Annotated in this window: 19 protein-coding genes; 9 read left to right on the plus strand and 10 right to left on the minus strand. The window is 41.9% G+C overall.

The genetic code is table 11. The features are described 5' to 3' along the window. Positions 1-209: 209 nt before the first annotated feature. The 5 genes from I3257_RS07815 to hemJ all read left to right on the plus strand — a co-directional run bounded on the left by I3257_RS07815 (position 210) and on the right by hemJ (position 4,662). Positions 210-1,205: a DUF368 domain-containing protein gene (locus I3257_RS07815; RefSeq protein ID WP_238049334.1), complete on the plus strand. Its 996-nt coding sequence runs from the start codon at positions 210-212 to the stop codon at positions 1,203-1,205. Positions 1,206-1,433: 228 nt separating this feature from the next. Beyond that, positions 1,434-1,835: an AciT family ciprofloxacin tolerance protein gene (aciT, locus tag I3257_RS07820; protein ID WP_238049335.1), complete on the plus strand. Its 402-nt coding sequence runs from the start codon at positions 1,434-1,436 to the stop codon at positions 1,833-1,835. Positions 1,836-2,237: 402 nt separating this feature from the next. After that, a complete protein-coding gene (locus I3257_RS07825) occupies positions 2,238-2,747 on the plus strand; it encodes an SCP2 sterol-binding domain-containing protein (RefSeq protein WP_238049336.1) in 510 nt (169 codons plus the stop codon). A 356-nt stretch (positions 2,748-3,103) separates the two neighbouring features. Beyond that, the gene (gene bioB / locus I3257_RS07830) at positions 3,104-4,138 is read left to right on the plus strand and encodes a biotin synthase BioB (RefSeq protein ID WP_238049350.1); all 1,035 of its coding nucleotides are present in this window, start codon (positions 3,104-3,106) and stop codon (positions 4,136-4,138) included. Between the two features lie 89 nt (positions 4,139-4,227). Then, positions 4,228-4,662 (plus strand): protoporphyrinogen oxidase HemJ, encoded by a 435-nt coding sequence (hemJ, locus tag I3257_RS07835; RefSeq protein ID WP_045453451.1) that lies wholly within the window; start codon positions 4,228-4,230, stop codon positions 4,660-4,662. Between the two features lie 115 nt (positions 4,663-4,777). Here hemJ and I3257_RS07840 read toward each other — a convergent pair whose 3' ends face one another. The 5 genes from I3257_RS07840 to I3257_RS07860 all read right to left on the minus strand — a co-directional run bounded on the left by I3257_RS07840 (position 4,778) and on the right by I3257_RS07860 (position 11,493). Then, positions 4,778-5,542 carry a hypothetical protein gene (locus I3257_RS07840; RefSeq protein WP_238049337.1) on the minus strand — a complete coding sequence of 255 codons (765 nt, stop codon included), beginning with the start codon at positions 5,540-5,542 and terminating at the stop codon, positions 4,778-4,780. A 315-nt stretch (positions 5,543-5,857) separates the two neighbouring features. After that, the gene (locus I3257_RS07845; RefSeq protein WP_238049338.1) at positions 5,858-6,349 is read right to left on the minus strand and encodes a hypothetical protein; all 492 of its coding nucleotides are present in this window, start codon (positions 6,347-6,349) and stop codon (positions 5,858-5,860) included. A 77-nt stretch (positions 6,350-6,426) separates the two neighbouring features. After that, entirely contained in the window at positions 6,427-7,143 is a 717-nt protein-coding gene (gene rph, locus I3257_RS07850) for a ribonuclease PH (protein WP_045443953.1), read from the minus strand. Between the two features lie 241 nt (positions 7,144-7,384). Next, positions 7,385-9,157 carry an AMP-binding protein gene (locus tag I3257_RS07855; protein WP_238049339.1) on the minus strand — a complete coding sequence of 591 codons (1,773 nt, stop codon included), beginning with the start codon at positions 9,155-9,157 and terminating at the stop codon, positions 7,385-7,387. 608 nt (positions 9,158-9,765) lie between these two features. Next, positions 9,766-11,493, minus strand: a complete 1,728-nt coding sequence (locus I3257_RS07860; RefSeq protein WP_238049340.1) for an AMP-binding protein — start codon at positions 11,491-11,493, stop codon at positions 9,766-9,768. A gap of 571 nt (positions 11,494-12,064) precedes the next feature. Between I3257_RS07860 and parC the strand changes: the two genes are divergently transcribed. After that, positions 12,065-14,371, plus strand: a complete 2,307-nt coding sequence (gene parC, locus I3257_RS07865; RefSeq protein WP_238049341.1) for a DNA topoisomerase IV subunit A — start codon at positions 12,065-12,067, stop codon at positions 14,369-14,371. 33 nt (positions 14,372-14,404) lie between these two features. After that, positions 14,405-15,754, plus strand: a complete 1,350-nt coding sequence (locus I3257_RS07870) for a hypothetical protein (RefSeq protein WP_238049342.1) — start codon at positions 14,405-14,407, stop codon at positions 15,752-15,754. A 53-nt stretch (positions 15,755-15,807) separates the two neighbouring features. On the opposite strand, the gene I3257_RS07875 is transcribed toward I3257_RS07870, so the two are convergent. Both I3257_RS07875 and I3257_RS07880 read right to left on the minus strand, forming a co-directional pair. Continuing rightward, on the minus strand, positions 15,808-16,287 hold the full coding sequence (locus tag I3257_RS07875; protein WP_238049343.1) for a BLUF domain-containing protein: 480 nt from the start codon (positions 16,285-16,287) through the stop codon (positions 15,808-15,810). 377 nt (positions 16,288-16,664) lie between these two features. Continuing rightward, on the minus strand, positions 16,665-17,180 hold the full coding sequence (locus I3257_RS07880) for a hypothetical protein (RefSeq protein WP_055124819.1): 516 nt from the start codon (positions 17,178-17,180) through the stop codon (positions 16,665-16,667). Positions 17,181-17,480: 300 nt separating this feature from the next. On the opposite strand from I3257_RS07880, the gene I3257_RS07885 reads away from it, so the two are divergent. Then, positions 17,481-18,311 carry an HAD family hydrolase gene (locus tag I3257_RS07885; RefSeq protein WP_238049344.1) on the plus strand — a complete coding sequence of 277 codons (831 nt, stop codon included), beginning with the start codon at positions 17,481-17,483 and terminating at the stop codon, positions 18,309-18,311. Positions 18,312-18,386: 75 nt separating this feature from the next. Here I3257_RS07885 and I3257_RS07890 read toward each other — a convergent pair whose 3' ends face one another. After that, positions 18,387-18,650, minus strand: coding sequence for a hypothetical protein (locus tag I3257_RS07890; RefSeq protein ID WP_055124820.1), 264 nt, complete (start codon positions 18,648-18,650; stop codon positions 18,387-18,389). A 404-nt stretch (positions 18,651-19,054) separates the two neighbouring features. On the opposite strand from I3257_RS07890, the gene I3257_RS07895 reads away from it, so the two are divergent. Then, entirely contained in the window at positions 19,055-20,176 is a 1,122-nt protein-coding gene (locus tag I3257_RS07895) for an extracellular solute-binding protein (protein ID WP_087814762.1), read from the plus strand. A 242-nt stretch (positions 20,177-20,418) separates the two neighbouring features. Here I3257_RS07895 and I3257_RS07900 read toward each other — a convergent pair whose 3' ends face one another. Beyond that, positions 20,419-21,672, minus strand: coding sequence for an FUSC family protein (locus I3257_RS07900; RefSeq protein ID WP_238049345.1), 1,254 nt, complete (start codon positions 21,670-21,672; stop codon positions 20,419-20,421). 245 nt (positions 21,673-21,917) lie between these two features. Further along, complete coding sequence (locus tag I3257_RS07905) at positions 21,918-23,153, minus strand: FUSC family protein (RefSeq protein WP_238049346.1); 1,236 nt, start codon at positions 23,151-23,153, stop codon at positions 21,918-21,920. Between the last annotated feature and the right edge of the window lie 36 nt (positions 23,154-23,189).

The raw sequence follows: 23,189 nt of genomic DNA on the forward strand, positions 1-23,189 counted from the left end.
TAACCGTTTGCTATTTTTTTGCCATCGTTTTATTCCCAATGTTCAACACGCCCTAGTGTTTTTAACATTAATCTGGCTTTTATGTCTTATTACATTGCTACATTGCTACATTGCTACATTGCGACATTCAATTTTCGCATCACTGTCCTAGCATACTTAGCGGCATCGCATTAACTTTCACTGTGTTTTCAAATAAAAAAGGATTGTCCATGACGGCATCACCATCACCGCGGCAAAATGAGCCGTCAGCGCCACAACCACTGGATAAGAACAGCACTGCTGCATCCTCCGATAGTCCAAAGCAACTATTTGGGGTTTATATCCGAGGAATGGCGATGGGGGCAGCGGATATCGTACCGGGTGTCTCTGGCGGTACCATTGCGCTGATTGCTGGTATTTACGAGCGCTTGATTAATGCCCTGAGTAGCATCGGCCCCAATCTCTGGCAGATATTTCGACAGAAAGGCGGAATCAAAGGTTTGGTTGCGGTGTGGCGACAAGTTGATGCCACTTTTTTGTTGTTTTTGTTATTGGGAATCGCCACCAGTTTTGCTACTTTAGCTGGTATTATCAAACACCTACTGGATAATCAACCGTTATTTATTTGGTCGTTCTTTTTTGGACTGGTTGTCGCAACGGTATTTATATTATTGAGTGAGATTCAGCGTTGGAATATAGGGCGAGCAGCACTATTCGTGACTGGTCTTGTTGCCGCTGTAGTCATTAGCAGCTTACCATTGCTCACGACCACACCAAGTTTGCCTTATTTGTTCTTTGCAGGGGCAGTCGCTATTTGTGCCATGATACTGCCCGGTATATCTGGGTCTTTTATTTTATTACTATTAGGTGCTTATGACGCAGTATTAGAAGCCGTACATAGCCTTAACTTTACGATAATCTTCACGGTCATTGCGGGTATGGCAACGGGATTGCTATTATTTACTCGCGCACTTAAATGGTTATTGTCTCGCTACTATCAGGCAACTTTAGCCTTGCTCACAGGTTTTATCGCAGGCTCGCTTGTGAAAGTATGGCCATGGAAAGTAGATGCGTTAGGCGCGCTTAACAGTAACGCGATAAACAACGTGATGCCATGGCAATATCCTACTGGTCCACATTGGCTAACCACTGTAGGACTGATGCTGCTAGGCGCGATTTTAGTCTCACTATTGTCTTGGTGGGGCACTCGTAGCAATCGCGCTTAAACCTGCATCATTCTCTTTTTAAAACCCAAAAACCCTCCTATACACTCTTAATAATAAGCGCCCATCCTTGCGGCGCTTATGCTTAAACCTTGCCATACAAAACCATCAAAATGTGCTAAAAAACCAAACGTCAACGGTTGTCGCAAAGTCGCTTGTCCCCTCTTTAGCTTTGTTCCCCAAACTTTCATAATGACCCTATTGGAATTCACCTTATGAATAGCGAGATGAATGATGTTACTGACTATATTTTCGGTTATTAGTATAGAAACGTGGAGCACGGCGGCACTGCTTGGTTATAGCTTGCTGGCAGGCTTGATTTTGGCGCTTGCCTTATCCTCACAGCGCTGGCTGCTCTGGTATCTATTTGGTGGTATGGCATATTGGCTAGCGGTTGAGGCGATTCAAAGCATTGTGGCGGGTCGTCCTATGCTATCAGAGCTGTCAGAATGGCACAGCTATATCATCGCCATGGGTATCAGTTGGTTGCCTTTAGCGGGCTGGGTGCTGTATCGAGCACTACGTTACGAAGATGTTAGTCGATCGGTTCAGCAGCAGCGTCAATTGGAAGCGGCACGCTATATCGAGCACACGCCTGTTTATGATGACGATTACCAACCGCGCTTCCACTGATAGAGTCGCGCTTATATCAACGAGCGACGCTGTTAGGTTGGCTCATTCTCTACTTACGGTACTTTTACTTGCCTTGTATATAACCTGTATTACATTATCTTTATTCGACTGTATCTCATCCAAAAATTACGACTAACCTGCCGTCAAATTCGCTCAATCTAGCATAGGTAGTGCGAGCATTCATTTTCGTTGCTATTCTCTTTTCTACTGTCATTTTCATAAATATTAACAACTTGTTTTAATCAAGATGACGTCATTGGATGTTACAAGATACTTAACGCTCTCTACGTAACTCCTAAAGAATAGCAACCTCTCTATCGTTTATAATCTAGTTATATATTTGTCACAAAAATTGTTATAAAGTACGCATTATTTTGCGTCTCATTCTTTAGGAGTTCGATTATGTTTACTGTTCCTGTATTAGATATTAAATCTGATCCGTTAGATGTGCTATTGGCTGTGATTGGCTATCGTTTGTCCATGCTTGCTGATAGTGATAACGAAGATGTGAAAGCACTATTCGCTGATCGCAATGTTACGATTGAGCTTGCCAGCACTGAAGCGGATATCGCCCGTTATTTTGTCTTTGATAATGGTAGCTTCAGCCAATACAGTGGTCATGCTAAAAAAGCAGATCTCACCATCAATTTCAAGGATTCGATGACGGGTGTTAAGCTTTTGACCAAAGGCAATCTTCCTGCCTTTATGACTGCTGTACAAGAAGGCAACCTCAGCATCGAAGGCGATTACAGCCTAATGATGTGGTTCAATAAACTTGCTAAGCATATCGTGCCAGCTATTCCAGAAGAATGTAAACCTTATATCCAAAAAGCCAAGCCTTATGCTTATAAAGCACAAAAACTTGCCAACCATTGGATTGGGGTGGCTAAGCATAAACTTGGTAAATCATAACGTAAATAGAGCGACGTAAACAAAGAAAACAGATCACGATTATTTAGCGCTCAGTTACTTTACTCTTTCGCAGTGTTCTGATTTTCTAAAAAGGTTGCGGTATACTATATCGCAGCCTTTTTTATTACCTAAAATTTTATGGCTTTACACACAACTCTTTTAACCACTATTCTCTTAAAAATGATTGTTTCAAAAACTATTATAAAAGGAATTATATGATGGCAGGATTACTTAACATCTCAGAGCCTAATGCCAGTAGCCCCACTGACACGTTCAATAATAAAAATAACAGCCACAGCGGCTTGAACAATGACTTTTTAAACAACTTAACAACGGATGCCACCGCCAGCCAACAAATGACCCGTAAGCATAACCGCGAAGAAATCGCCGAACTGTTTGATTTGCCTTTAATGGATTTGTTGTTGCAAGCGCAAACGATACATCGGGCGCACTTCACTGCCAATGAAGTACAAATCAGTACTTTGTTGTCGATCAAAACAGGTAACTGCCCCGAAGATTGTGGCTATTGCTCACAATCCGGTCACCACCGCGACACGACTAAATTACAAGCAGAGAAGCGCATAGAAGTCGATAAAGTCATTGCTGCGGCCAAACGTGCCAAAGCCAGTGGCTCGTCACGCTTTTGTATGGGTGCAGCATGGAAACATCCAAGCGCCAAAGACATGCCCTATGTGGTTGAGCTGATCAAAGAAGTCAAGGCCTTGGGACTTGAGACCTGTATGACCCTTGGTATGCTAGATACCAATCAAGCGACGCAACTGGCGGATGCTGGATTAGACTACTATAATCATAACCTAGATACCTCTCGCAGTTATTATGAGCAAGTTGTCAGCACACGCAGCTATGACGAACGCTTAGATACGATAGACAATGTGCGCAACTCAGGTATCAATGTCTGTAGCGGCAATATCGTCGGAATGGGCGAAAGCCGTGACGACCGTATCGATTGGGTACACGAGCTGCTAAAAATGCCTAAAGCACCAGAGTCAATTCCGGTCAACTTACTCGTCCCTATTGCTGGCACACCAATTGGCGATAAAGTCTTGGCAGAAGGTCAACTGTCAGTGATTGAATGGATTCGTACTATTGCCGTAGCCCGTATTTGCTGCCCGACCAGCTATGTGCGTTTGTCTGCTGGCCGTGAGAGCTTATCAGATTCAGAGCAAGCCTTGGCCTTTATGGCAGGTGCCAACTCATTTTTTTATGGCGATAAACTGCTGACTACTGGCAATGCAAGCCAATCAGGCGATGACAGACTCATGCGTGAGCTTGGTCTAACAAAGCAATTTGCCGCGCCAAGAGCGCCCAAAGTATTGCCTGTGATAGATGCGATGAGTGGTCATCAATCGCAAGTGGTGATGGCAGAGTAGCGTTTTTTATCGCTACCATTATTGGATAATCTGCGCTAAGCTTGCCGACATTATTGATGATAAAATATTAAATCGTAAGAGAGAATGTGATGGCAGATTATTTCAATTGGATTAAAGCGGCGCATATTATATCGATGGTCTGCTGGTTTGCGGCGATATTTTATTTGCCACGCTTATTTGTCTATCATGCGATGAGTGACGACAGCATCAGCCACGAACGCTTTGCTATTATGGAGCGTAAGCTATATCGCGGTATTATGACGCCATCGATGATAGCCACATGGGTCTTTGGTCTATGGATGTTGGGGCTAGGCTGGGAGGTATATAAAACCCAAGGCTGGTTACACGTCAAGCTATTATTAGTGGTGCTACTCTCTGGCTATCACGGTGCTTGTGGATTTTATCGTAAAAAGCTAATGGATAATCCGCATTATAAGACGCATAAATTTTGGCGCTGGTTTAACGAAGTGCCAGTGTTTGCTTTGGTCATTATCGTCATCTTAGTAGTAGTAAAGCCTTTCTAAAATCCAGTAAATATGCTCATAACTGATTTTTAAATCTGAACACCTCTAAACTAAAAGCGTCCGTTACTTATTAAAGTAACGGACGCTTTTTTTAGGACATCATAAATATGAAAGCTTAAACACTAGGGCGCATGATTTGATAGACATTACTCAAATCATAAACACGGTAACGCGCAGGTTCGCGGCGATTTTCGCCCGCATAGCTGAGGATCAGCGCTTGCTTTGCGCGCTCATCAACCCAGCCGACAAACAGTCCACTATGCTCGACGCCATTATAGCCATGATTGATATAATAGAGCCAATCCCCAACTTCAATCTCGCCACTATTGGCATACGGACCTTGACCATAAGTACCTTTATGAATGGTATCGCGTGTCACTCCGGCGCGTTTAAACACGGCATTCAAATAGTCCCAGCAGCCACCTTGAATGATCGCGCGCTCGTTCAGCGCCATCTTGCGGGCGGTGCTAACCACTTCACGGGCAGCCAAACTACTCTGCATCTCCGCACTGCTCAGTAACGGTAAATACTCGCTATCGACATTATCATAATTACCCGATAAAAAAGCGGGCATCACTGCTGGTGCTTGACGCGCTACTTCAGGATAACGATAGGATGTCTGAATCACTGGTGGAGTACTGGCAGAATTTGAGCGATAAGTTCCTGCACGTTGAATGGTAGAACGAGTACTGACTTTGGCAGAGGGCACGGAAGAGTATGATGGTGTATAGCGTGCACTGAAATCAGATTGCACAGATTTTTGGGCGATCAGCGCACTCATACTATCTGCATGGGCTTGACCTACTAGGCCAACGGTAAACAATAAAAGACTGCACGACGCTGTAACCGACGACGACATAGACACAGGCAAACGCGACATGACCAACTCCTTGTCAATAAAATATAAATGACAACATAAACTATAATAATAGGACTTTCTAATCTTACTTATAAACCATTTAGACATGACGCTGCAAGCATTATTCGGCTAAAATGACCGATAAAAGGTATAAAAATACAGACTAATGGTTAGATAAAAGGAACACGTAGAAGAACGATAGAGAGCTGGTGCTAAATAAAAAGGAAGTGAAATAAGCAGTGTTTAGATTAAATACTGCGTAGATAAAATATTACTTAGATAAAGTCACTTAGGATTTCATAGCTCAATCCAGTAGATGATTGGCTAAGAAATAAGTTAATCGTTACTCATTTTGATATTCACATGCCGCTTGCCCAATGCTTGACCCTGCAAAATAGCTTTGGCAGCGGTTGCCTCTTGGATACTATCAAAGCCGCTAATATGGTATTTGCGTATATCATCACAATCAACAATCTGTAACTGCTCACCAATAAGCATGATTTTATCACCGTCGGTCAACTGAATATGCTGACGCTTACCTTGATTGTCATGCACCAGCTCACCAGCACGCATCCACAAGATGCCGCTACTGATAAGGCCAGCCATGGCTTTTTTCTGTTGTTGGCGTTTTCGATTAAAGATAAAGCTACCAATAATCAGTAGCGCCAATGCCCCTATAGCCAAGCGCTCAGGCAGCAGACTCATTGCCAAAGCAACCGCCACTGCCCCAACCAATAATGCTGAGCCAAACCAAAACATGCCATCATCAGTCGTTTTGGGCTGATCTTGTAGCGTGATTTTGGCACCATCGTCGGTCAGCTTGAGCATGCATGACTACCTGTTACAGAGTAATAAGAAAGTAAAAGTTTAATGAAAATACGATGAGCAAGTAGTCATCAATAAGACTACCAACCCAAGGCTGTTTTTTGCATGGCAATCAGCTCAGCGATGCCTTTTTCGGCAAGAATCAACATATCGTCAGCTTGAGCACGAGTAAATGGCTTTTCTTCCGCCGTTCCTTGTAGCTCAATAAATTCGCCTTTTTGGGTCATCACCACATTCAAATCGGTATCACAGCTGGCATCTTCTTCGTAGTTTAAATCTAGATACGCTTTGCCGTCTTTCATACCAACAGAGACCGCAGCGACCAAACCAATCAGTGGATCTGCCTTGAGTTTTTTGCTTTTTTGGATACTCTCTAATGCATCGATAAGCGCAATAGCAGCCCCTGTCACACTAGCAGTACGAGTACCGCCATCGGCTTGCAAAACATCACAATCAAGATAAATGGTATTTTCACCCAGCTTACTCAAGTCAATCATCGCTCGTAAGCTACGACCAATCAAACGCTGGATTTCTTGGGTACGTCCTGATTGTTTACCACGTGCCGCTTCACGTTGGTTACGAGTATTCGTCGCGCGTGGCAACATACCATATTCAGCAGTGATCCAGCCTTTGCCTTTACCTTTAAGCCAACGCGGTACGCCAGATTCAACACTAGCGGTACACAATACTTTGGTATCACCAAAGCTGACTAACACTGACCCTTCGGCATGCTTAGTATAATGGCGCTCAAAGCTGATCGAGCGAAGTTGGTCAAGCTCACGATTGTCAATACGCATAAAAATCCCTAGTACAATGTTTTAAAGGCGGTGTCATAAAATGAGGTGTCTATCATTATGTGGCTAACCATCATTTATCTAGCAAACTATTAACAAGCTAAAATAAATAATGATTGGATGCCATAGCAGACGTAAATATTGAGATATCCTAACGTGGCAGCGGCGCAATAGCAAGATTCGTTCGAGCTATTGCGCCGCTACTTGAGCCAGTCATTGGCTTAACAAAGAAATAGCACCAACTTTATTCTAACCCTTCCATCTTACGCAATTCTTTACGCAGGATTTTACCCACGTTTGATTTTGGTAATTCATCGACGAACTGTATGTGACGCGGACGCTTGTAACCAGTCAGTTGCTTTTTACCAAAATCAAGCAACTCTTGCTCAGTCACATCGCCTTTTTTGACCACAAATAACTTTGGCTCTTCACCGCGGTCATCGTTTGGAATACCGATAGCGCCGCATTCTACCACAGCTGGATGCTCGCTCATGGCTTCTTCGATCTCATTTGGGTATACGTTAAAACCAGAGACCAAAATCATGTCTTTTTTGCGGTCAACAATTTTAATAAAGCCTTTTTCGTCCATGATACCGATATCGCCAGTTTTCAGAAAGCCATTGGCAGTAAACGTTTCAGCTGTTTCCTCTGGACGATTTTGATAACCTATCATCACCTGCGGACCTTTGACACAAATCTCGCCGCGATCACCCAATGCGACTTCATTTTCATCATCATCGATTAGTATTATATCGGTGCTAGAGGCAGGAATACCAATTTTACCCGTGAATTCAGCAATGGTCATCGGGTTAAAAGCAGCCACTGGTGAGGTTTCTGACAAACCATAACCTTCAACGATAGGCAGACCAGTGATTTTATGCCACTCTTTTGCCACGCTTGGCAAGACAGACATACCGCCACCGATAGACGCTTTTAGGTTAGAGAAATCTAAGTCTGCAAAGCCGTCTTTGTGTACTAGACCGTTAAACAAAGTATTCACCGCAGGGATAAAGGCGGGTTTGTATTTGGCCATCTCTTTAATCAGACCATCTAAATCACGAGGGTTTGGAATAAGCAAGCCTGCATAACCTCGGTACATGCCATACATGCCGCAGACCATAAATGAGAATACATGATATAGCGGTAGTGCCGTCAGGATGACATCATTGGCATCAACATCATCATCAAATGCACTGTCCATCAATGCACTAATCTGTAGCATATTGGCAACTAAGTTACCGTGCGACAGCATTGCACCTTTGGCAACCCCTGTCGTACCGCCAGTATATTGCAATAATGCCACGTCGCTTAAATTCAAATCAGGGCGCTTATATTTGCTGGCTGATACTGCATTTAAAGCGTGCTTAAAACTCACGCTGTTCGGCAGTTTATAAGCCGGAATCATTTTTTTGACATGACGCGCAACGAGATTAACGACGGCTCCTTTCACTATTCCTAGCATATCGCCAATCTTACAAACGATGACATGCTCAACCTGACCTTTGTCTTCCGCCTCTTGATAAGTGTTCGCAAAGTTCTCAACGATGAATAAAGCTTTGGTGCCACTATCATGCAGCTGATGCGATAACTCTCGGCTGGTATATAAAGGGTTGACGTTGACCAACACCATACCTGCACGGATGATCCCCAAAGCAACCACTGGATATTGCAGGAGGTTGGGCATCATCACCCCAACTTTATCACCTGTTACCAAGCCTAATGATTGTAAGTAACTGGCAATTTGGCGACTGTATAAATCCAATTCCTTAAAGCTAATCGATGCACCCATACAAATATAGGCCGTTTTTTTCCCATAACGGCTAAAGTTACGCTCAAACACATCAAGTAAAGAGGTATTGTCATCAGGCATATCGATAGTCGCATCAATGCCATAACGCTCATAAGTTTTCAACCATGGGCTGTCACTATCTATCGTCGGCATAGTAGGAAATACGCTGTCTTTATTATTCATTGCAGCATTATCGTTTGTGGTCTCTTTATTGATACTGTCGGTCATAATTTTCCCTAAATGTTACCGTTAAAAACGTAGAATAATCTAATGAAAACACCATTATTTTTTGTGATTGATCAATGACAGCAGAAGCTTGTGAATAAAAAACGTGATAACAAAAAAGGTTTATCATTCACAAGCTTTGTCAATCAAAGCGCAACGTTAAGTCCTTAATAAATAGCACAATAACTCGGCATTGCCGAATTAAAAACCCCTTTAGCCCTGATAGTTTTATCAGAGATATAGCGCAAAACTAACGTCATCTCGTCGATAAATAGACAAATATGTCGGTAAGCACTATAGCAGTTTTGCTAAAAATTCTCTATCTCTACCTGACTGGGTCATAGCGACAAAAAAAGCAATAAATACAAAAAATGATAAGGCAGCATACCAGCAACCTTACCATTTTTGGATCACGACACCCAGTATCACAACCACCACTATCACGACGACTTAGCATCCTGATAGTTTCTTTCAGATTTAGTTCGTAGCGTTAGTTTGTAGCGTTAATTTTTATCATTAGTATCGTGGTGACTTATCATGATGACTTTACGAGTGCCTAACAAACAGTAGCAGACACTCATAAAAATACTCTGCCGCTGAAAGCTAGCTGATTAACCGTGGTTCTTTTCTTCCAGCACGCGCAAATCTTTGTGCAAAATCTTACCGACATTTGATTTTGGTAATTCATCGATGAACTCAACATAACGAGGACGCTTATAACCAGTTAAATTCTCTTTGCTATAAGCAAGCACTTCTTCTTTAGTCAAACTGTCATCACTACGCACAACATAAATCTTTGGCACTTCGCCGCTCTTTTCATCTTCGATACCGATGACACCGCACTCCAAAATCTTTGGATGACCTGACATCACATCTTCGACTTCGTTTGGATAGACGTTAAAGCCAGATACCAAAATCATATTCTTTTTACGATCAACGATTTTAAAATAGCCTTCTTCATCCATCACGCCGATATCACCCGTACGGAAATAACCGTCAGACGTCATGACTTCAGCAGTAGCATCATCACGTTTCCAGTAGCCTTTCATCACTTGTGGACCACGAACACAAATCTCGCCGCGCTCACCCAGTGCGACCTCATTGCCTTCTTCATCCAAGATAGCCATGTCTGTTGCTGGCATCGGTAGACCAATATTGCCTGAGAATTCGCCCGTACCTTCTGGGTTTGCTGACGCCACAGGAGACGTCTCTGACAGACCATAGCCTTGTACGATTACATTACCAGTAATTTTTTGCCATTTATCAGCGGTGTCTTTTAATACTGCCATGCCACCGCCCATCGACATCTCAAGCTTGCTATGATCTAAAGCTTTGAATGGATCGCTATTTGCTAAAGCATTAAACAGCGTATTGACCGCTGGGAAAAACGCTGGTGGATAATCTTTATAAGCTTTGATTAAGCTTGCACCATCACGTGGGTTTGGCACCAGTAGCCCGATACAACCGCGATATAAGCCAAACATGCCGCAAACGGTAAACGAGAAAATATGATATAGCGGCAAGGCGGTCATGATAACTGGCTGCTCATCCATACCTTCAAACTTATCAAAAGCATCGCCAAGATAGGTATCACATTGAATCAGGTTGGCGACTAAATTACCATGCGTGAGCATTGCGCCTTTAGCGACACCGGTCGTACCACCGGTATATTGCAAAACGGCAATATCATCAAGGCAGATGTTATCTGGACGTTTGTAATTTTTGGCTGAGAAGCGATTCAGTGCTGTTTTGAAGCTGGTGCTGGTTTTAAGATTATAGTCAGGTACAAGCTTCTTCACGTGACGCACGACCATATTAACGATAAAGCCTTTCAATGGACTCATCAAATCACCCATCGACGTCACGACGACATGGTCAACCAAGTCTTTACCAATGTCTTCATACGTTTTGGCAAAGTTCTCTAAAATAAATAATGCTTTAGTGTCAGAGTCTGTTAGTTGATGCTCAAGCTCTTTTGAGGTGTAAAGCGGGTTAACATTAACCAAGGTCATGCCAGCACGCAGCACACCCAATACGGCAACCGGTAGCTGCAAAATATTTGGCATCATGACGCCGACTTTATCGCCTTTTTTTAAGCCAAGTGATTGCAAGTAGGCAGCAATTTGTTTGCTATAACGATCTAAATCTTCATAGGAGAGTTTTGCATCCATACAGACAAACGCTGTCTTGCCAGCGTGCTTCGTAAAATTCTGCTCAAATATATCGATTAAAGAAGTATTAGCGGCTGGCATATCAATGTCGTATTGAATACCAAGCTTTTCGTAAGTTTTGACCCATACTTTATCGTTACGACGAATTAGGTTACTGTGATTTTCCATAATCTTTTCTCTCCTAGTAATAGTACGCTACCGTCAACCCATGCGAATCACAGTGTGATAAAAATATAAAAACTCAGAGCGCAGGCTTGTCATCGTAATGGCAGGCTTGGCTGTGAGGCAATCATATGGTGATGAGCAAACAATATAGCGGTAAATAGCCCTCTGTTCATTAACATACACACTTTATACAGACTACTCAATATAAAAGATTGCTACTTGAGTTCGCAAACTGTCTTGACGGTCAATAATATCTTAGTTATCAAAACCTTAATAGCGATAAGCGATAATTTTTCAGCGATTTATTAGCGAACATTTATTCATTAATACTCTTTATAGTGTTTTATCGTTAACTATTTTTTACCTTTACTATCAAGGGCAGTAGCAAGCTCTGTTAAAGTCATAAAGTTACGCTGTGTACTCTCTTTATCATTATCCAGCACGTCACGACCTGTCGTCTATTCTGACTTATGCCTTTTTAATTTTGCCAATATCCTTTACGATAGCGCTATCCTATTTGTACGCTTGCACCAATTATTTATACCTATTAAAACTGATAAGTGAACCCTATTTTATGTCCGATGTTATTGATCATACGATTGACCCTATTATTCCCAATGAACCGATGGATACTCGCTCAGTCGCAGAGTTCACTGAGCAGGCCTATCTCAACTATGCGATGTACGTCATCATGGATCGGGCGCTGCCAAATATCGCTGACGGTCTAAAGCCTGTACAGCGCCGCATTGTTTACGCCATGAGTGAGCTGGGGCTAAAATCAACGGCGAAGGCGAAAAAATCTGCGCGTACCGTCGGTGACGTCTTAGGTAAATACCATCCACATGGCGATAGTGCTTGTTATGAGGCCATGGTGCTCATGGCGCAGCCGTTCAGCTATCGTTATCCGCTCATTACGGGTCAAGGTAATTGGGGTAGCCCAGATGATCCAAAATCATTTGCGGCGATGCGTTATACCGAAGCCAAAATGTCGGCTTATGCCAATACTTTGCTGGCAGAACTCGGACAAGGTACAGTCGATTGGCAAGATAACTTCGATGGCACCATGCAAGAGCCAACCACCCTACCTGCTCGCCTGCCTAATATTTTATTGAACGGCACAACAGGTATTGCAGTCGGCATGGCAACGGATATCCCACCGCATAACTTGAATGAAGTGGTTCGTGCTGCTATTCGCTTGCTGAAAAATCCTGAACTATCGGTTAAGCAGCTCACGCAATCGATACCAGCGCCTGACTTGCCGACCCCTGCTGAGATCATCACCAGTAAAAAAGACTTGCAGGCGATGTATGAGAGCGGCCGTGGTAGCTATAAAATGCGCGCGACCTTTCATATTGACCCTAAAGAGAAAAATCTCGTCATCATCGACGCCCTTCCTTATCAAGTCTCAGGCAATAAGATTCAAGAACAAATCGCTAAGCTGATGATTGATAAAAAGCTGCCGTGGATCGTTGACATTCATGATGAGTCAGACCATGAAAACGCTTGTCGTATCGTCTTAGAGCTAAAATCTACCCGCGTCGATGTGCAGCGCGTCATGAGTCATTTATTTGCCAGCACTGATCTTGAAAGCAATTACCGCGTCAATATGAACATGATTGGCCTAAATGGTAAACCACAGGTCAAAAACCTAAAAGAAATCCTTGATGAATGGCTAATCTGTCGCCGCTCTGTGGTCACGCGCCGTCTGCAATATCGCCTCGATAAAATCGACAAGCGCTTACACATCCTCGCAGGCTTACTGATTGCTTATCTTAATATTGATGAAGTCATTCGCATCATTCGCGAAGAGGACGATCCAAAATTATCGTTAATGCAAGATTATGACCTGACTGACATCCAAGCCAATGCTATTTTGGATATTCGTCTGCGTCAACTGGCAAAGTTAGAGGAAATTGAGCTGCGCCGCGAGCAAGATGAACTGGCTGCCGAACGCGCCATCATTCAAGAGTATCTGGACAATCCAGACAGTCTGACCAATCTGATGATTGACGAGCTGACAGCCGATATGAAAGAACATGGCAATGAGCGCGTGTCACCATTGGCAGAGCGCGAAGAAGCGCAAGCATTAAAAGAATCTGACCTTGTACCGAGCGAACCGATCACTGCCATCCTATCAAAGGCAGGTTGGATTCGTGCTGCCAAAGGTCATGACGTCGATGCCGCTGGCATGAGTTATCGTTCAGGTGACAGCTATCAAGCGCACGTCCGTGGCAAATCCAATGAGAAAATCTACGTGCTCGATAGCACTGGACGCAGCTATAGTATTGATGCACATAGCCTTGCTTCGGCTCGTGGTCAAGGCGATCCGCTGACCAGTGTGTTAAAGCCACCAGCTGGTGCCAGCTTTGAGCAGCTATTAACGGGCGCTGACAATCAGCGCATCATCCTCGCCAGCTCCGCAGGTTATGGCTTTATCAACTCCATTGGTAATCTCGATAGTAATCAAAAAGCGGGCAAAAATATCATCAATCTAGCAGCTGGTAGCCGTTTGCTCCCTGTTGCGCGTATCGATGCGCCAGTAGATACGACTGCCAATGCTGATGGTGACAATACTAATGCAAAGGTAGCGCCTGACCATATCGCTGTCGTGACCAATGCTGGATATTTGCTGATATTTGCCCTCGATGATTTGCCTGAACAGGCACGCGGTAAAGGTAATAAGCTAATTAAATTGAAAGAGAATGAGGAAGTGCTCGCCATTACGCCTCTCAGTCAGCAAGACAGCCTAATTATTACTGCTGGCAAACGTCATGTGACGCTAAAACCAAATGATTTGGCTAATTATAAGGGTGTTCGCGGCAATCGTGGTGGTCAGCTACCAAGAGGTTTTCAGAATGTGACGAGTGTTGAGGTTGGGTAGTTTTGGTTTAATTATTTTTTATAAGTTGAATATGTGATTGAAACTATATTAAAAGGTATTAATAACAGAGATATTGCTTCATTTTTTTGGGTGCTAGCAATATCTCTCTTTATGATAGTTCAAAGTTACAGGAAAAGTACTGGTATATTTTTGGCCCTTAAAGCTTTAATTAAATCGGTACTTAATAAGAAATTAATAACAATATTTCTTATTTTACTACTCAGTACTTTATGTAGTGTTTATTTTCTCAAGTTCCTCAATCTTTGGGATTTTTCTCAAGTCAAAAATACATTCCTATGGATAATATTTACAGGTCTATCATTTATTGGGAAGTCTTTTAGTAGCCAGAATTATAAATTATTATTAAAAAGCACTATTCTGACAAACCTCAAACTTCTAATATTTCTTGAGTTTTTTATAAACCTATACGTTTTTAGTTTATCAATTGAAATTTTCTTGGTGTTTATTACCACTTTTTTAGTAATATTATCTGTATTCTCTGAAAGACGTACGGAAGTAAACGAGGTGAAAGCACATAAAACTATCAATATGTGTATCTTTATAATAGTCGTTCTACTCTCCACTATTACATTTTTTAAATTTATAAATAATCCTGAATTTTTTTTAAATCGTTTAAACTTCCTAAACCTAATCACTCCAATCAACTTGACAATACTTTCTCTACCTTCAATATTGTTGTTATTCATAGTCAAGTCATACGAAGAATTTTTTGCTTATTATAGTCAGTGTCTGAAACACTCAAATGGAGCCAAAAATATTAAAATAACAATAATAAAAAGAGTAAACATTAAAATAAATAATTTAAACAAACTCAGAATACTTGTTGCTTCAAAAAATATTATAACCTTACAAGGAATTCATGAAGCCATTAGCTTAATTGAAAAGCATAATAAGCTTGAAGCTAATCCTCCAGCAGTATCATTGCAACAAGGTTGGTCACCCTATCTAGCTCTTAATTTCTTAAAAGACAAAGAAATACAATGTAGCTTTTATAAACCTATAGACATTGAAGAATGGTTCGCAAGCTCTAATAGCTACGAATTAAGTAGTTTTCTGAACAATATTTTTTATTATATTTCTGGAACTGAAAATTATGTTACTCGCTTAAGCTTAAAACTCAGCATTACCGATATTTCCACCCAACAGGAAGATATTGATAAGTTTTGTATGCTGATATCACACCTATATTTTAATGCTACAAACGAGAAAATACAGGACATAATTATTTTTAAAGTTTTAAGCGTCCAAAATTTTGAAATCACTCATGAGCTTTATAAGATATCTGTAGAAATAAATAACTATATGTATAATAACGGATTTTCAATAAACTTTATCATGAAGAACCATAATCATATCAACTAAAAAATCTATCAATATAGACGGATTTTTTACGCTAGTTATAATAGAGAACTCATCTAAGGCTTATTGGATTCAGCATCTTTAAAAATCGCTTTCAAAAAGCTTTTAATCTGAGCACTTGTCATTAGATAGGGATTATAGTCAGAACCTGCTGAGAAGCTTTTTAGGGCATATTCTTCGTCTTCAGCGCTTGATGTTAGATGTTTCACTAAAAACCCATTCCATTGACGCGACTCTATTTCCTCTATATTAACAATATTGGGAAAAATGGTTGAATGCTCGTCAAGTATTTTTTCTAAGGCAATATTGATAGCGGGCCTTGTTCCTTGAAAACTTTGAACGAAATAACCTTCACTAATGACTAAAGCTGAAGCTATATTGTTTTCTTCAAAATACCTTCGCCAATACTCAAGTGCGCGAGTTAGCTCGATTCCTGAATCTAGGTCGACATTTTTGGCGATATATATCATGTTGATAAGAATATGCTCGCCATTTATTTTTTTGCTTTCTGGAGTATGGCTTGTCGCTATAGTCATGAGAAACCTTATTTATAAAAACCTGATCTAATTTAAGATAAAGTATAATCAATAAAATTTTTTTTCTTAGTGGTTTTTTGTCATCTAGCATCATTGTATTTCTAGAAATAACCATTGGAATTTTAATGAAATAGGATGCTGACATTTCTCGGAGTACAATTGTACTATAAAACTTGGCACAATGACTGCGATATCATTAGTCTAATAATTAACAAGCCTAATCTATATTTTCCTATAGCACGGTCTCAACCCTAACATACGACTGACCCACGCTTACTCATGTCTCAGTCGTTGCAAACATCACTTACTCTTACTAAAAATCCGTCTATACACACGGTATAGACGGATTTTTTATGCTCATTAAAACGACTAAGGCATCAATACCGACCCATCTCAACCGTTGTCTCAGCAAGCACACTATCGCCTTGCCATGCCTGCACATCTACCGTATACAGATGGTTTTTGCCACCTGAACAAGGTGGTTTATATGCCCCTCCCGCTTCCCCTGCACGGCTACGATATTCCGCGACCATCTCAATCCCAACTGGCACTTCATAAGTATGCCCAAACACACGTGGAATCTCAGCACTCGTAGCACCTTCTGGTAGGTTAAACTCTACAATGCCATGTCCACCATGTTGCATACGTTTATTGCTCACATCGCTGTAAACGAAAACCAAGCTCTCCGCGCCCATCGGTATGTTTGAGACCGTCATGCTCGGCGTGGCTGGATTTTTGCCATCATAGTTTAGACACTGCTGCCCTTCAGGTATTTTTTTGCCATTCCAAGCAGCATCGTTAAACTTAACATCCATTGCAAAGGCATTGGAAGATAGTGCCAATGTTGCCAAAGCCGTCAAAGTGGTGACTGATTTTAAGGTAAAAATTTTCATACTAGCTCCTTCAGGTAGCGGATACACTGATAAAAACCGTTCATCATTTTATTAACTGATATTGATCGTTAATCTTAACCTTATAATAAATAGCCACTATTAAGTTAATTATATCGTTTAGGGTTTTTGTTAACCCTTCGAATAAGCGCAAATCAATCGCAATGCCAGCAAAGCGAATACCGCAGCAGTAGCCAAATTTGCATCATCGCAGGTTACTCTATAGGTATTTATCTCTTTGGGTGTGTTGTAGTAGTATCTAAATCATTGGTATTGAAACGACTAAAAAACAATAGGATCATCATGTTTATCGAAGACAAAATCGCCAAAGAAAGTATGACTATCAACACTCCGACACCCAAGATCATCTTTTTTGACATCGATGATACCTTGAGCCGCAATGGCATCATTGCCGAACACAACAAAGCGACCCTTGAGCAGCTTGCAGGTACTGATATTAAGCTGGTGATTTCAACGGGACGCTCCAAAGCCATATTGCCAGCAGATATTTTAGCCTTGCTCGAAGCTGATGTCTTAGATGCGATTATTTGTATGAATGGACAGTATAGTTTTGATAAAAAGGGTCGAATTAGCCACTATCCGTTGTCCGCTGAGCAAACGGATACAATCGTGCGTCTGTGCCAACAGAGCGAGTTGATTCATAAGTTTGACTCTGCCACCCATCTCGCTTGGTCAGGTGAAAATGAGCGCTTGCGCGAGTTTAATGCCATCACGCCAAACTCTATCGTTGACCCTGAATATCATAAAGGGAATACCGTCTATCAATGCTCAGTATTTTTTAACAATCAACAAGAGAAAATGCAGGACGTCGATTTTGCCCAGTACGATTTAAAGCTCGTCCATTGGCATCATATCGGCGCAGATATCTTACCGATAGAGGCATCCAAGGCGCGAGGCATTAAAGACGTCTGTCAATATTATGGGGTGGATGCCAGTGAGTGTATGGCGTTTGGTGATGGGATGAATGATTTAGAGATGTTTGACTTGGTCGGCTATGCGGTGGCAATGGGCGATGCAAAGCAAGAATTGATTGCGCGTGCAGACTTTGTTACGGGTACGATTGAGGAGCGCGGTATTCAGTCGGTGCTTGAGCAGTTTCATATTGCGTCTTAATAATCAGACTTTGCAAATTGCTATTTATCTAGGACGTGTTCTCACTTTTAAAATAAGGACACGTCCTAGCAAAATCTAACCACGCTTCGTCATTAAACTATAAACCCAACTACCGATTTTATAAAATCCGACAACAATCAAAATAAGCACCACCGCTGCCAGCATATAAGCCAACCAAACCGGCACATTACTCAACCAGCCAATCGTAAATGCCAAACCCATGTACGTTTCAACCGGCCAATTAACGATAGGTGTCGGCGAGCCAGCGTTAAACATGGTCATAAAGGCAATTATGCCAAGCACAGCAGTAATCAGTCCAGCGCGTTTACGATTATTCATCTTTTGCCTCTTTTAATTCGAACCATTTAATTAACATTCGATTATTTTTATTTTATCGGTACTCTTTGCATCTTATAAAAACCACGTTGTAAACTCATGGCTTAAGGGTAAAGCAGCTCTCATCATAGCATGATTATTTACGCTTATTATCTTACTCAAATTCAGCAGTAAATCTCATATTTCTAATTTTATACATTCTTCAGCCATTCATCAGCGCCACTTTTAACAATATTATGAAGAACGAACTTCTTTCTTGCCCTTTAAATTCTTAACAATCATAGCCATAATAGTTTCACAACTGGCTCGATACTTTATATTCAGCACTTAGTATTTAGCCCTTAGCTTCCATTATCTATCATTTAACTTTTTACTCATTTGCATCATTCTTATTTAGGAGAGATATTTTGACTCATTTATCATCGCCCCACAACATTGCTCGTCGCGCTCGTATACTACCAAAAGCACTATTAGCCGTAGCTGTTGGGCTAGCACTTGCTAGCTGTAGTAAGTCAGATAATACGGCGGCTGATGGTACAGCGGCGAGTGCTGAAACGCTCAATCTGTATAACTGGTCAGAGTATATGCCGCAAGAAATCCTTGACGGCTTTACTGAAGAGACAGGCATTCGGGTCAATTACACCACCTTTGATTCTAACGAAGCTATGTACGCCAAGCTTAAATTGCTCGATGACTCTAGCCAATATGACTTAGCCATCCCATCGACCTATTATGTCGAAAAAATGGCCAAAGAAGGCTTGCTGCAAGAGCTCGATAAATCTAAATTAAGCAACTTTAAGAATCTTGATACGTCTTTTACCAATACCAAGGTTGATCCAGAGAACAAATATTCGATTCCTTATATGTGGGGCAGCACCGGTCTTGCCATTAATGGTGACAAGGTCGATCCTGCAACCGTAAATAGCTGGAACGATTTATGGCGTCCTGAGTATAAAGGGCAAGTGATGCTGATGAACGATATGCGCGAAGTGTTTGGCATGGCGCTATTGACCCTTGGGCATTCAGGTAATAGTAAAAATCCTGACGAAATCAAAGCCGCTTATGAGAAGCTCACGACCTTGATGCCAAATGTGAAGACCTTTAACTCGGATGCCTCGCGCATGCCTTATATGGAAGGCGAAACCACGGTTGGTATGAGTTGGAATGGTGAAGCTATCATCGCCAATAACGAAGGCTTGACCAGCTTGGTTTATAAATATCCAACTGAAGGCGCTATCTTGTGGATGGATAACTTTGTCATTCCGAAAAACGCCAAACAAGTCGATGCAGCCCACAAGTTTATTGATTACTTACTGCGTCCTGAGAACTCTAAAATCGTCAGCGAAGAGATTGGTTATGCCTCGCCTAATATGGCTGCGCGTGAGATGATGCCAGAAGAGGTGAGAAACAATCCAACCATCTATCCGAGCAAAGACGTACTGGCAAAAGCGGAATTCCAAGAAGATGTGGGCGATGAAGCATTGCAAGTCTATCAGCAGTATTGGGATAAGCTAAAAACTGGTCGTTAATCACTGTTTGTTGATAGCTGTTTTTTTATAGCTCGTTTTAATAACTTTTTTTAACAGCTGTTACCGCAAGAAAACGTTGACTTAATAACGTCAGCGTTTTTTATTTATTCTTTATTTGGCTGTTATTTAACTTTTATAGTCGGTTCAATACAATTTGGATACAAGGAAGGCGAGCAAAAGTACTACAAATAGTAGACTAAGCGAGCCTGACACCGTATCTGATTTATATAGGATTGACTAATTTATAAGTGCAAATCGGTTTCACTACCTTTATGCTCGATACGGCGCTGCTCGCGGCGTTGATAGCGCAGACCGGAGGCGGCAAACCATTGCGGCTTAGTCGTTTGCAATAAATCACTAAGTCGCTGCAACTGTACTTGCAGCGTTTGGGTGAGCCAAAAATAGCCTTGCCACTCAAAGCCTAAGTTTTCTACACTTGGATATTCTGATACCGCGATACGCGTAATCGGTCGAAATACTTCATCATTTGGACTACGTAATACCGCCGCCATATGCTGCATCGCTTGCGTCAATTCGTGCTGATAATGAATAAGCAAAATATGGTTTTCATCATCAATCTCAATATTAGCCAAACGCGGTGCGGCACTTAACAGCAAATCAATGGTACCAATAATATTACGATGGGTACGCTGAATAGTCTCTAGCGTTTCTTTTTCAATCCCAGATTCGCTCGCTGTGGCGGCGATATGCGGGCGCACGGCAAGCAAACGCTTATTAATCTTCTGTAATGCTTTCACCAAAGACTTATTGACGGGTGTATCTGGTATAGAGCTGTTCGATGGATAAATAATACTGGCCGAACTGGTCGCCTTACTATATTTAAACGGCTTGGGCACTAAGACATCCGCATCAATATGATTGCCAACCCCTGCATACAAATTGCTGCAGGTTTCAAGATTACTGGCCAATAAAAACCGCCACATCAACGTCGACTTCAGCGGTAAAATTAACGTAGCGGCCACCGCTACTCCTGCACCAAGCAAAATATTGAACGCGCGATATAAGCCATCTTGAGTAATATTGCTGTGGTCAGGACTCGATACAATCATCAGCATGGTAATACCTGTCAGCAGACCGATATAACCCAATTGCTTGACCGCTACATAACCAATAATGCCACTGATAATGCCAATCAGCCCATAATACAACCACAGCCAGCCACCGATATCTTTAATCAGCCATAAGAAGCTAAGCCCAACCACCACCCCAAGCAAAGTACCCAATATCCGCTCTTTAGCCTTGGTATAAATCGCCCCTTGATATTGTAACAAACCCAAAATCACAAACACAAACACAAACACAAACACAGTAATAGTCGTCCACTCACCATGCGGCAAGTGCGTAAACTCATTTAACAAGAGCGCAATAAGTACAGCCAGACCCAAACGTATGGCATGCAAAACGTCTGCATGCTGATAACGGGCGTAAGGCTCTACAAACGGGGCGGTAAATCGTTGCCAAAAAGTCGGTTTCACGCAGGGTATCTCTTATAAGTGAAGAAAGAAAAAATCGGTTAAATTGTAGCTACTGGCTTAACCACTGATAAAGCGCTGATAAAGTCATGACCAAAAAATAACGCCTTTTACCTATTAAAAGATAAAAGACGCTGAAGGTCAAAACATGCTAGCACATAACGACAAAAAAACACCCTAACAACATCGCATTTGGCTATTGGTAATGCTGAAAGGTGCTGACAAATACTTGCCAGCATCTCCTATATTTACAAGTGTAAATCGGACTCGCCCCCCTGCTCTTTCATTCTACGCTGCTCACGCCTTTGATAGCGCAGACCAGAAGCAGCATACCACTGCGGTTTGGTCGTTTGTAGCAGATCACTTAACTGTTGCAGTTGTGCTTGCAACGTTTGCGTCAACCAAAAATATCCTTGCCACTCAAACGTTGCATACTGTACGCTAGGATATTCTGATAGCGCAATACGCGTAATAGGTCGAAAAGTCTGATCGCTTGGACTGCGTAGTACTGCCGCGATATGCTGCATGGCTTGGGTGAGCTCGTGTTGATAGTGAATCAGTAGCGTATGATTATCATCGTCGATATCGATATTCGCTAAACGCGGTGCTGCACTGAGCAATAAATCGATGGTACCGATGATATTGCGATGGGTACGCTGAATCGTTTCTATCGTCTCTTTATGAATGCCGGACTCGCTTGCTGTTGCAGCGATATGTGGACGTACTGCAAGTAGTCGCTTGTTTATTTGCTGCAGCGATTTTATCAACGCTTTATTGACAGGCATATCTGCAATAGCGCTACTTTGAGGATAAGACAGGCTAGCTGAGCTTTTTGCTCTAGTATAGACAAGCGACTTGGGAGCCACTATTTCAGCATCGATATGATGTCCGACACCAGCATAAAGAGTACTACAGGCTTCTAAATTATTTGCCAATAAGAATCGCCACATCAACGTCGACTTTAGAGGTAAGATCACTGTCACCATGACCGCAATACCTGTACCGATTAAGATATTGAGTGCGCGATAGACACCATCTTGCGCCATATTAACTTGATTCAAGTTAGAGACGATCATCAGCATAGTAATGCCAGTGAGTAATCCAGTATACCCTAGCCGCCTGACCGAAAAATAACCAATAATCCCACTGACGATACCAATAAGCAGGTACTCTATCCCTAACCAAGCACCCGTCCCTTTATTGAACCATAAGATTGCAAATGCCACGACAATACCCAAAACCGTGCCTAGTACTCGCTCTTTGGCTTTGGTATAAATAGCGCCTTGATACTGTAGCAATCCTAAAATAATAAAGACAGTGATCGTCGTCCATTCTCCGTGTGGAAAATGGCTTATTTGATTGGCTAACAGCGCAAGTACAATGGCTGCACCGATACGTATGGCGTGCAAGATATCAGCGTGCTGATAGCGCGCATAAGGTTCAATGAATGGTGCAGTAAATCGTTGCCAAATTTTTGGTTTCACGCACAGGTACTCTTATTAATTGAAGAATATATAGTC

Source organism: Psychrobacter sp. Ps7 (genome assembly GCF_022129225.1).
In the GTDB taxonomy this organism is placed as follows: Bacteria; Pseudomonadota; Gammaproteobacteria; order Pseudomonadales; family Moraxellaceae; genus Psychrobacter; species Psychrobacter immobilis_A.

Bases quoted from the DNA above. Each gene is read 5' to 3' on its own strand.
- rph (WP_045443953.1), bottom strand. From the start codon at position 7,143: ATGCGTATTGACAATCGTGAGCTTGACCAACTTCGCTCGATCAGCTTT.
- aciT (WP_238049335.1), top strand. From the start codon at position 1,434: ATGATGTTACTGACTATATTTTCGGTTATTAGTATAGAAACGTGGAGC.
- I3257_RS07855 (WP_238049339.1), bottom strand. From the start codon at position 9,157: ATGACCGACAGTATCAATAAAGAGACCACAAACGATAATGCTGCAATG.
- I3257_RS07840 (WP_238049337.1), bottom strand. From the start codon at position 5,542: ATGTCGCGTTTGCCTGTGTCTATGTCGTCGTCGGTTACAGCGTCGTGC.
- bioB (WP_238049350.1), top strand. From the start codon at position 3,104: ATGACCCGTAAGCATAACCGCGAAGAAATCGCCGAACTGTTTGATTTG.
- I3257_RS07845 (WP_238049338.1), bottom strand. From the start codon at position 6,349: ATGCTCAAGCTGACCGACGATGGTGCCAAAATCACGCTACAAGATCAG.
- I3257_RS07890 (WP_055124820.1), bottom strand. From the start codon at position 18,650: ATGAATAATCGTAAACGCGCTGGACTGATTACTGCTGTGCTTGGCATA.
- parC (WP_238049341.1), top strand. From the start codon at position 12,065: ATGTCCGATGTTATTGATCATACGATTGACCCTATTATTCCCAATGAA.
- I3257_RS07880 (WP_055124819.1), bottom strand. From the start codon at position 17,180: ATGAAAATTTTTACCTTAAAATCAGTCACCACTTTGACGGCTTTGGCA.
- I3257_RS07860 (WP_238049340.1), bottom strand. From the start codon at position 11,493: ATGGAAAATCACAGTAACCTAATTCGTCGTAACGATAAAGTATGGGTC.
- I3257_RS07875 (WP_238049343.1), bottom strand. From the start codon at position 16,287: ATGACTATAGCGACAAGCCATACTCCAGAAAGCAAAAAAATAAATGGC.
- hemJ (WP_045453451.1), top strand. From the start codon at position 4,228: ATGGCAGATTATTTCAATTGGATTAAAGCGGCGCATATTATATCGATG.
- I3257_RS07885 (WP_238049344.1), top strand. From the start codon at position 17,481: ATGTTTATCGAAGACAAAATCGCCAAAGAAAGTATGACTATCAACACT.
- I3257_RS07815 (WP_238049334.1), top strand. From the start codon at position 210: ATGACGGCATCACCATCACCGCGGCAAAATGAGCCGTCAGCGCCACAA.
- I3257_RS07825 (WP_238049336.1), top strand. From the start codon at position 2,238: ATGTTTACTGTTCCTGTATTAGATATTAAATCTGATCCGTTAGATGTG.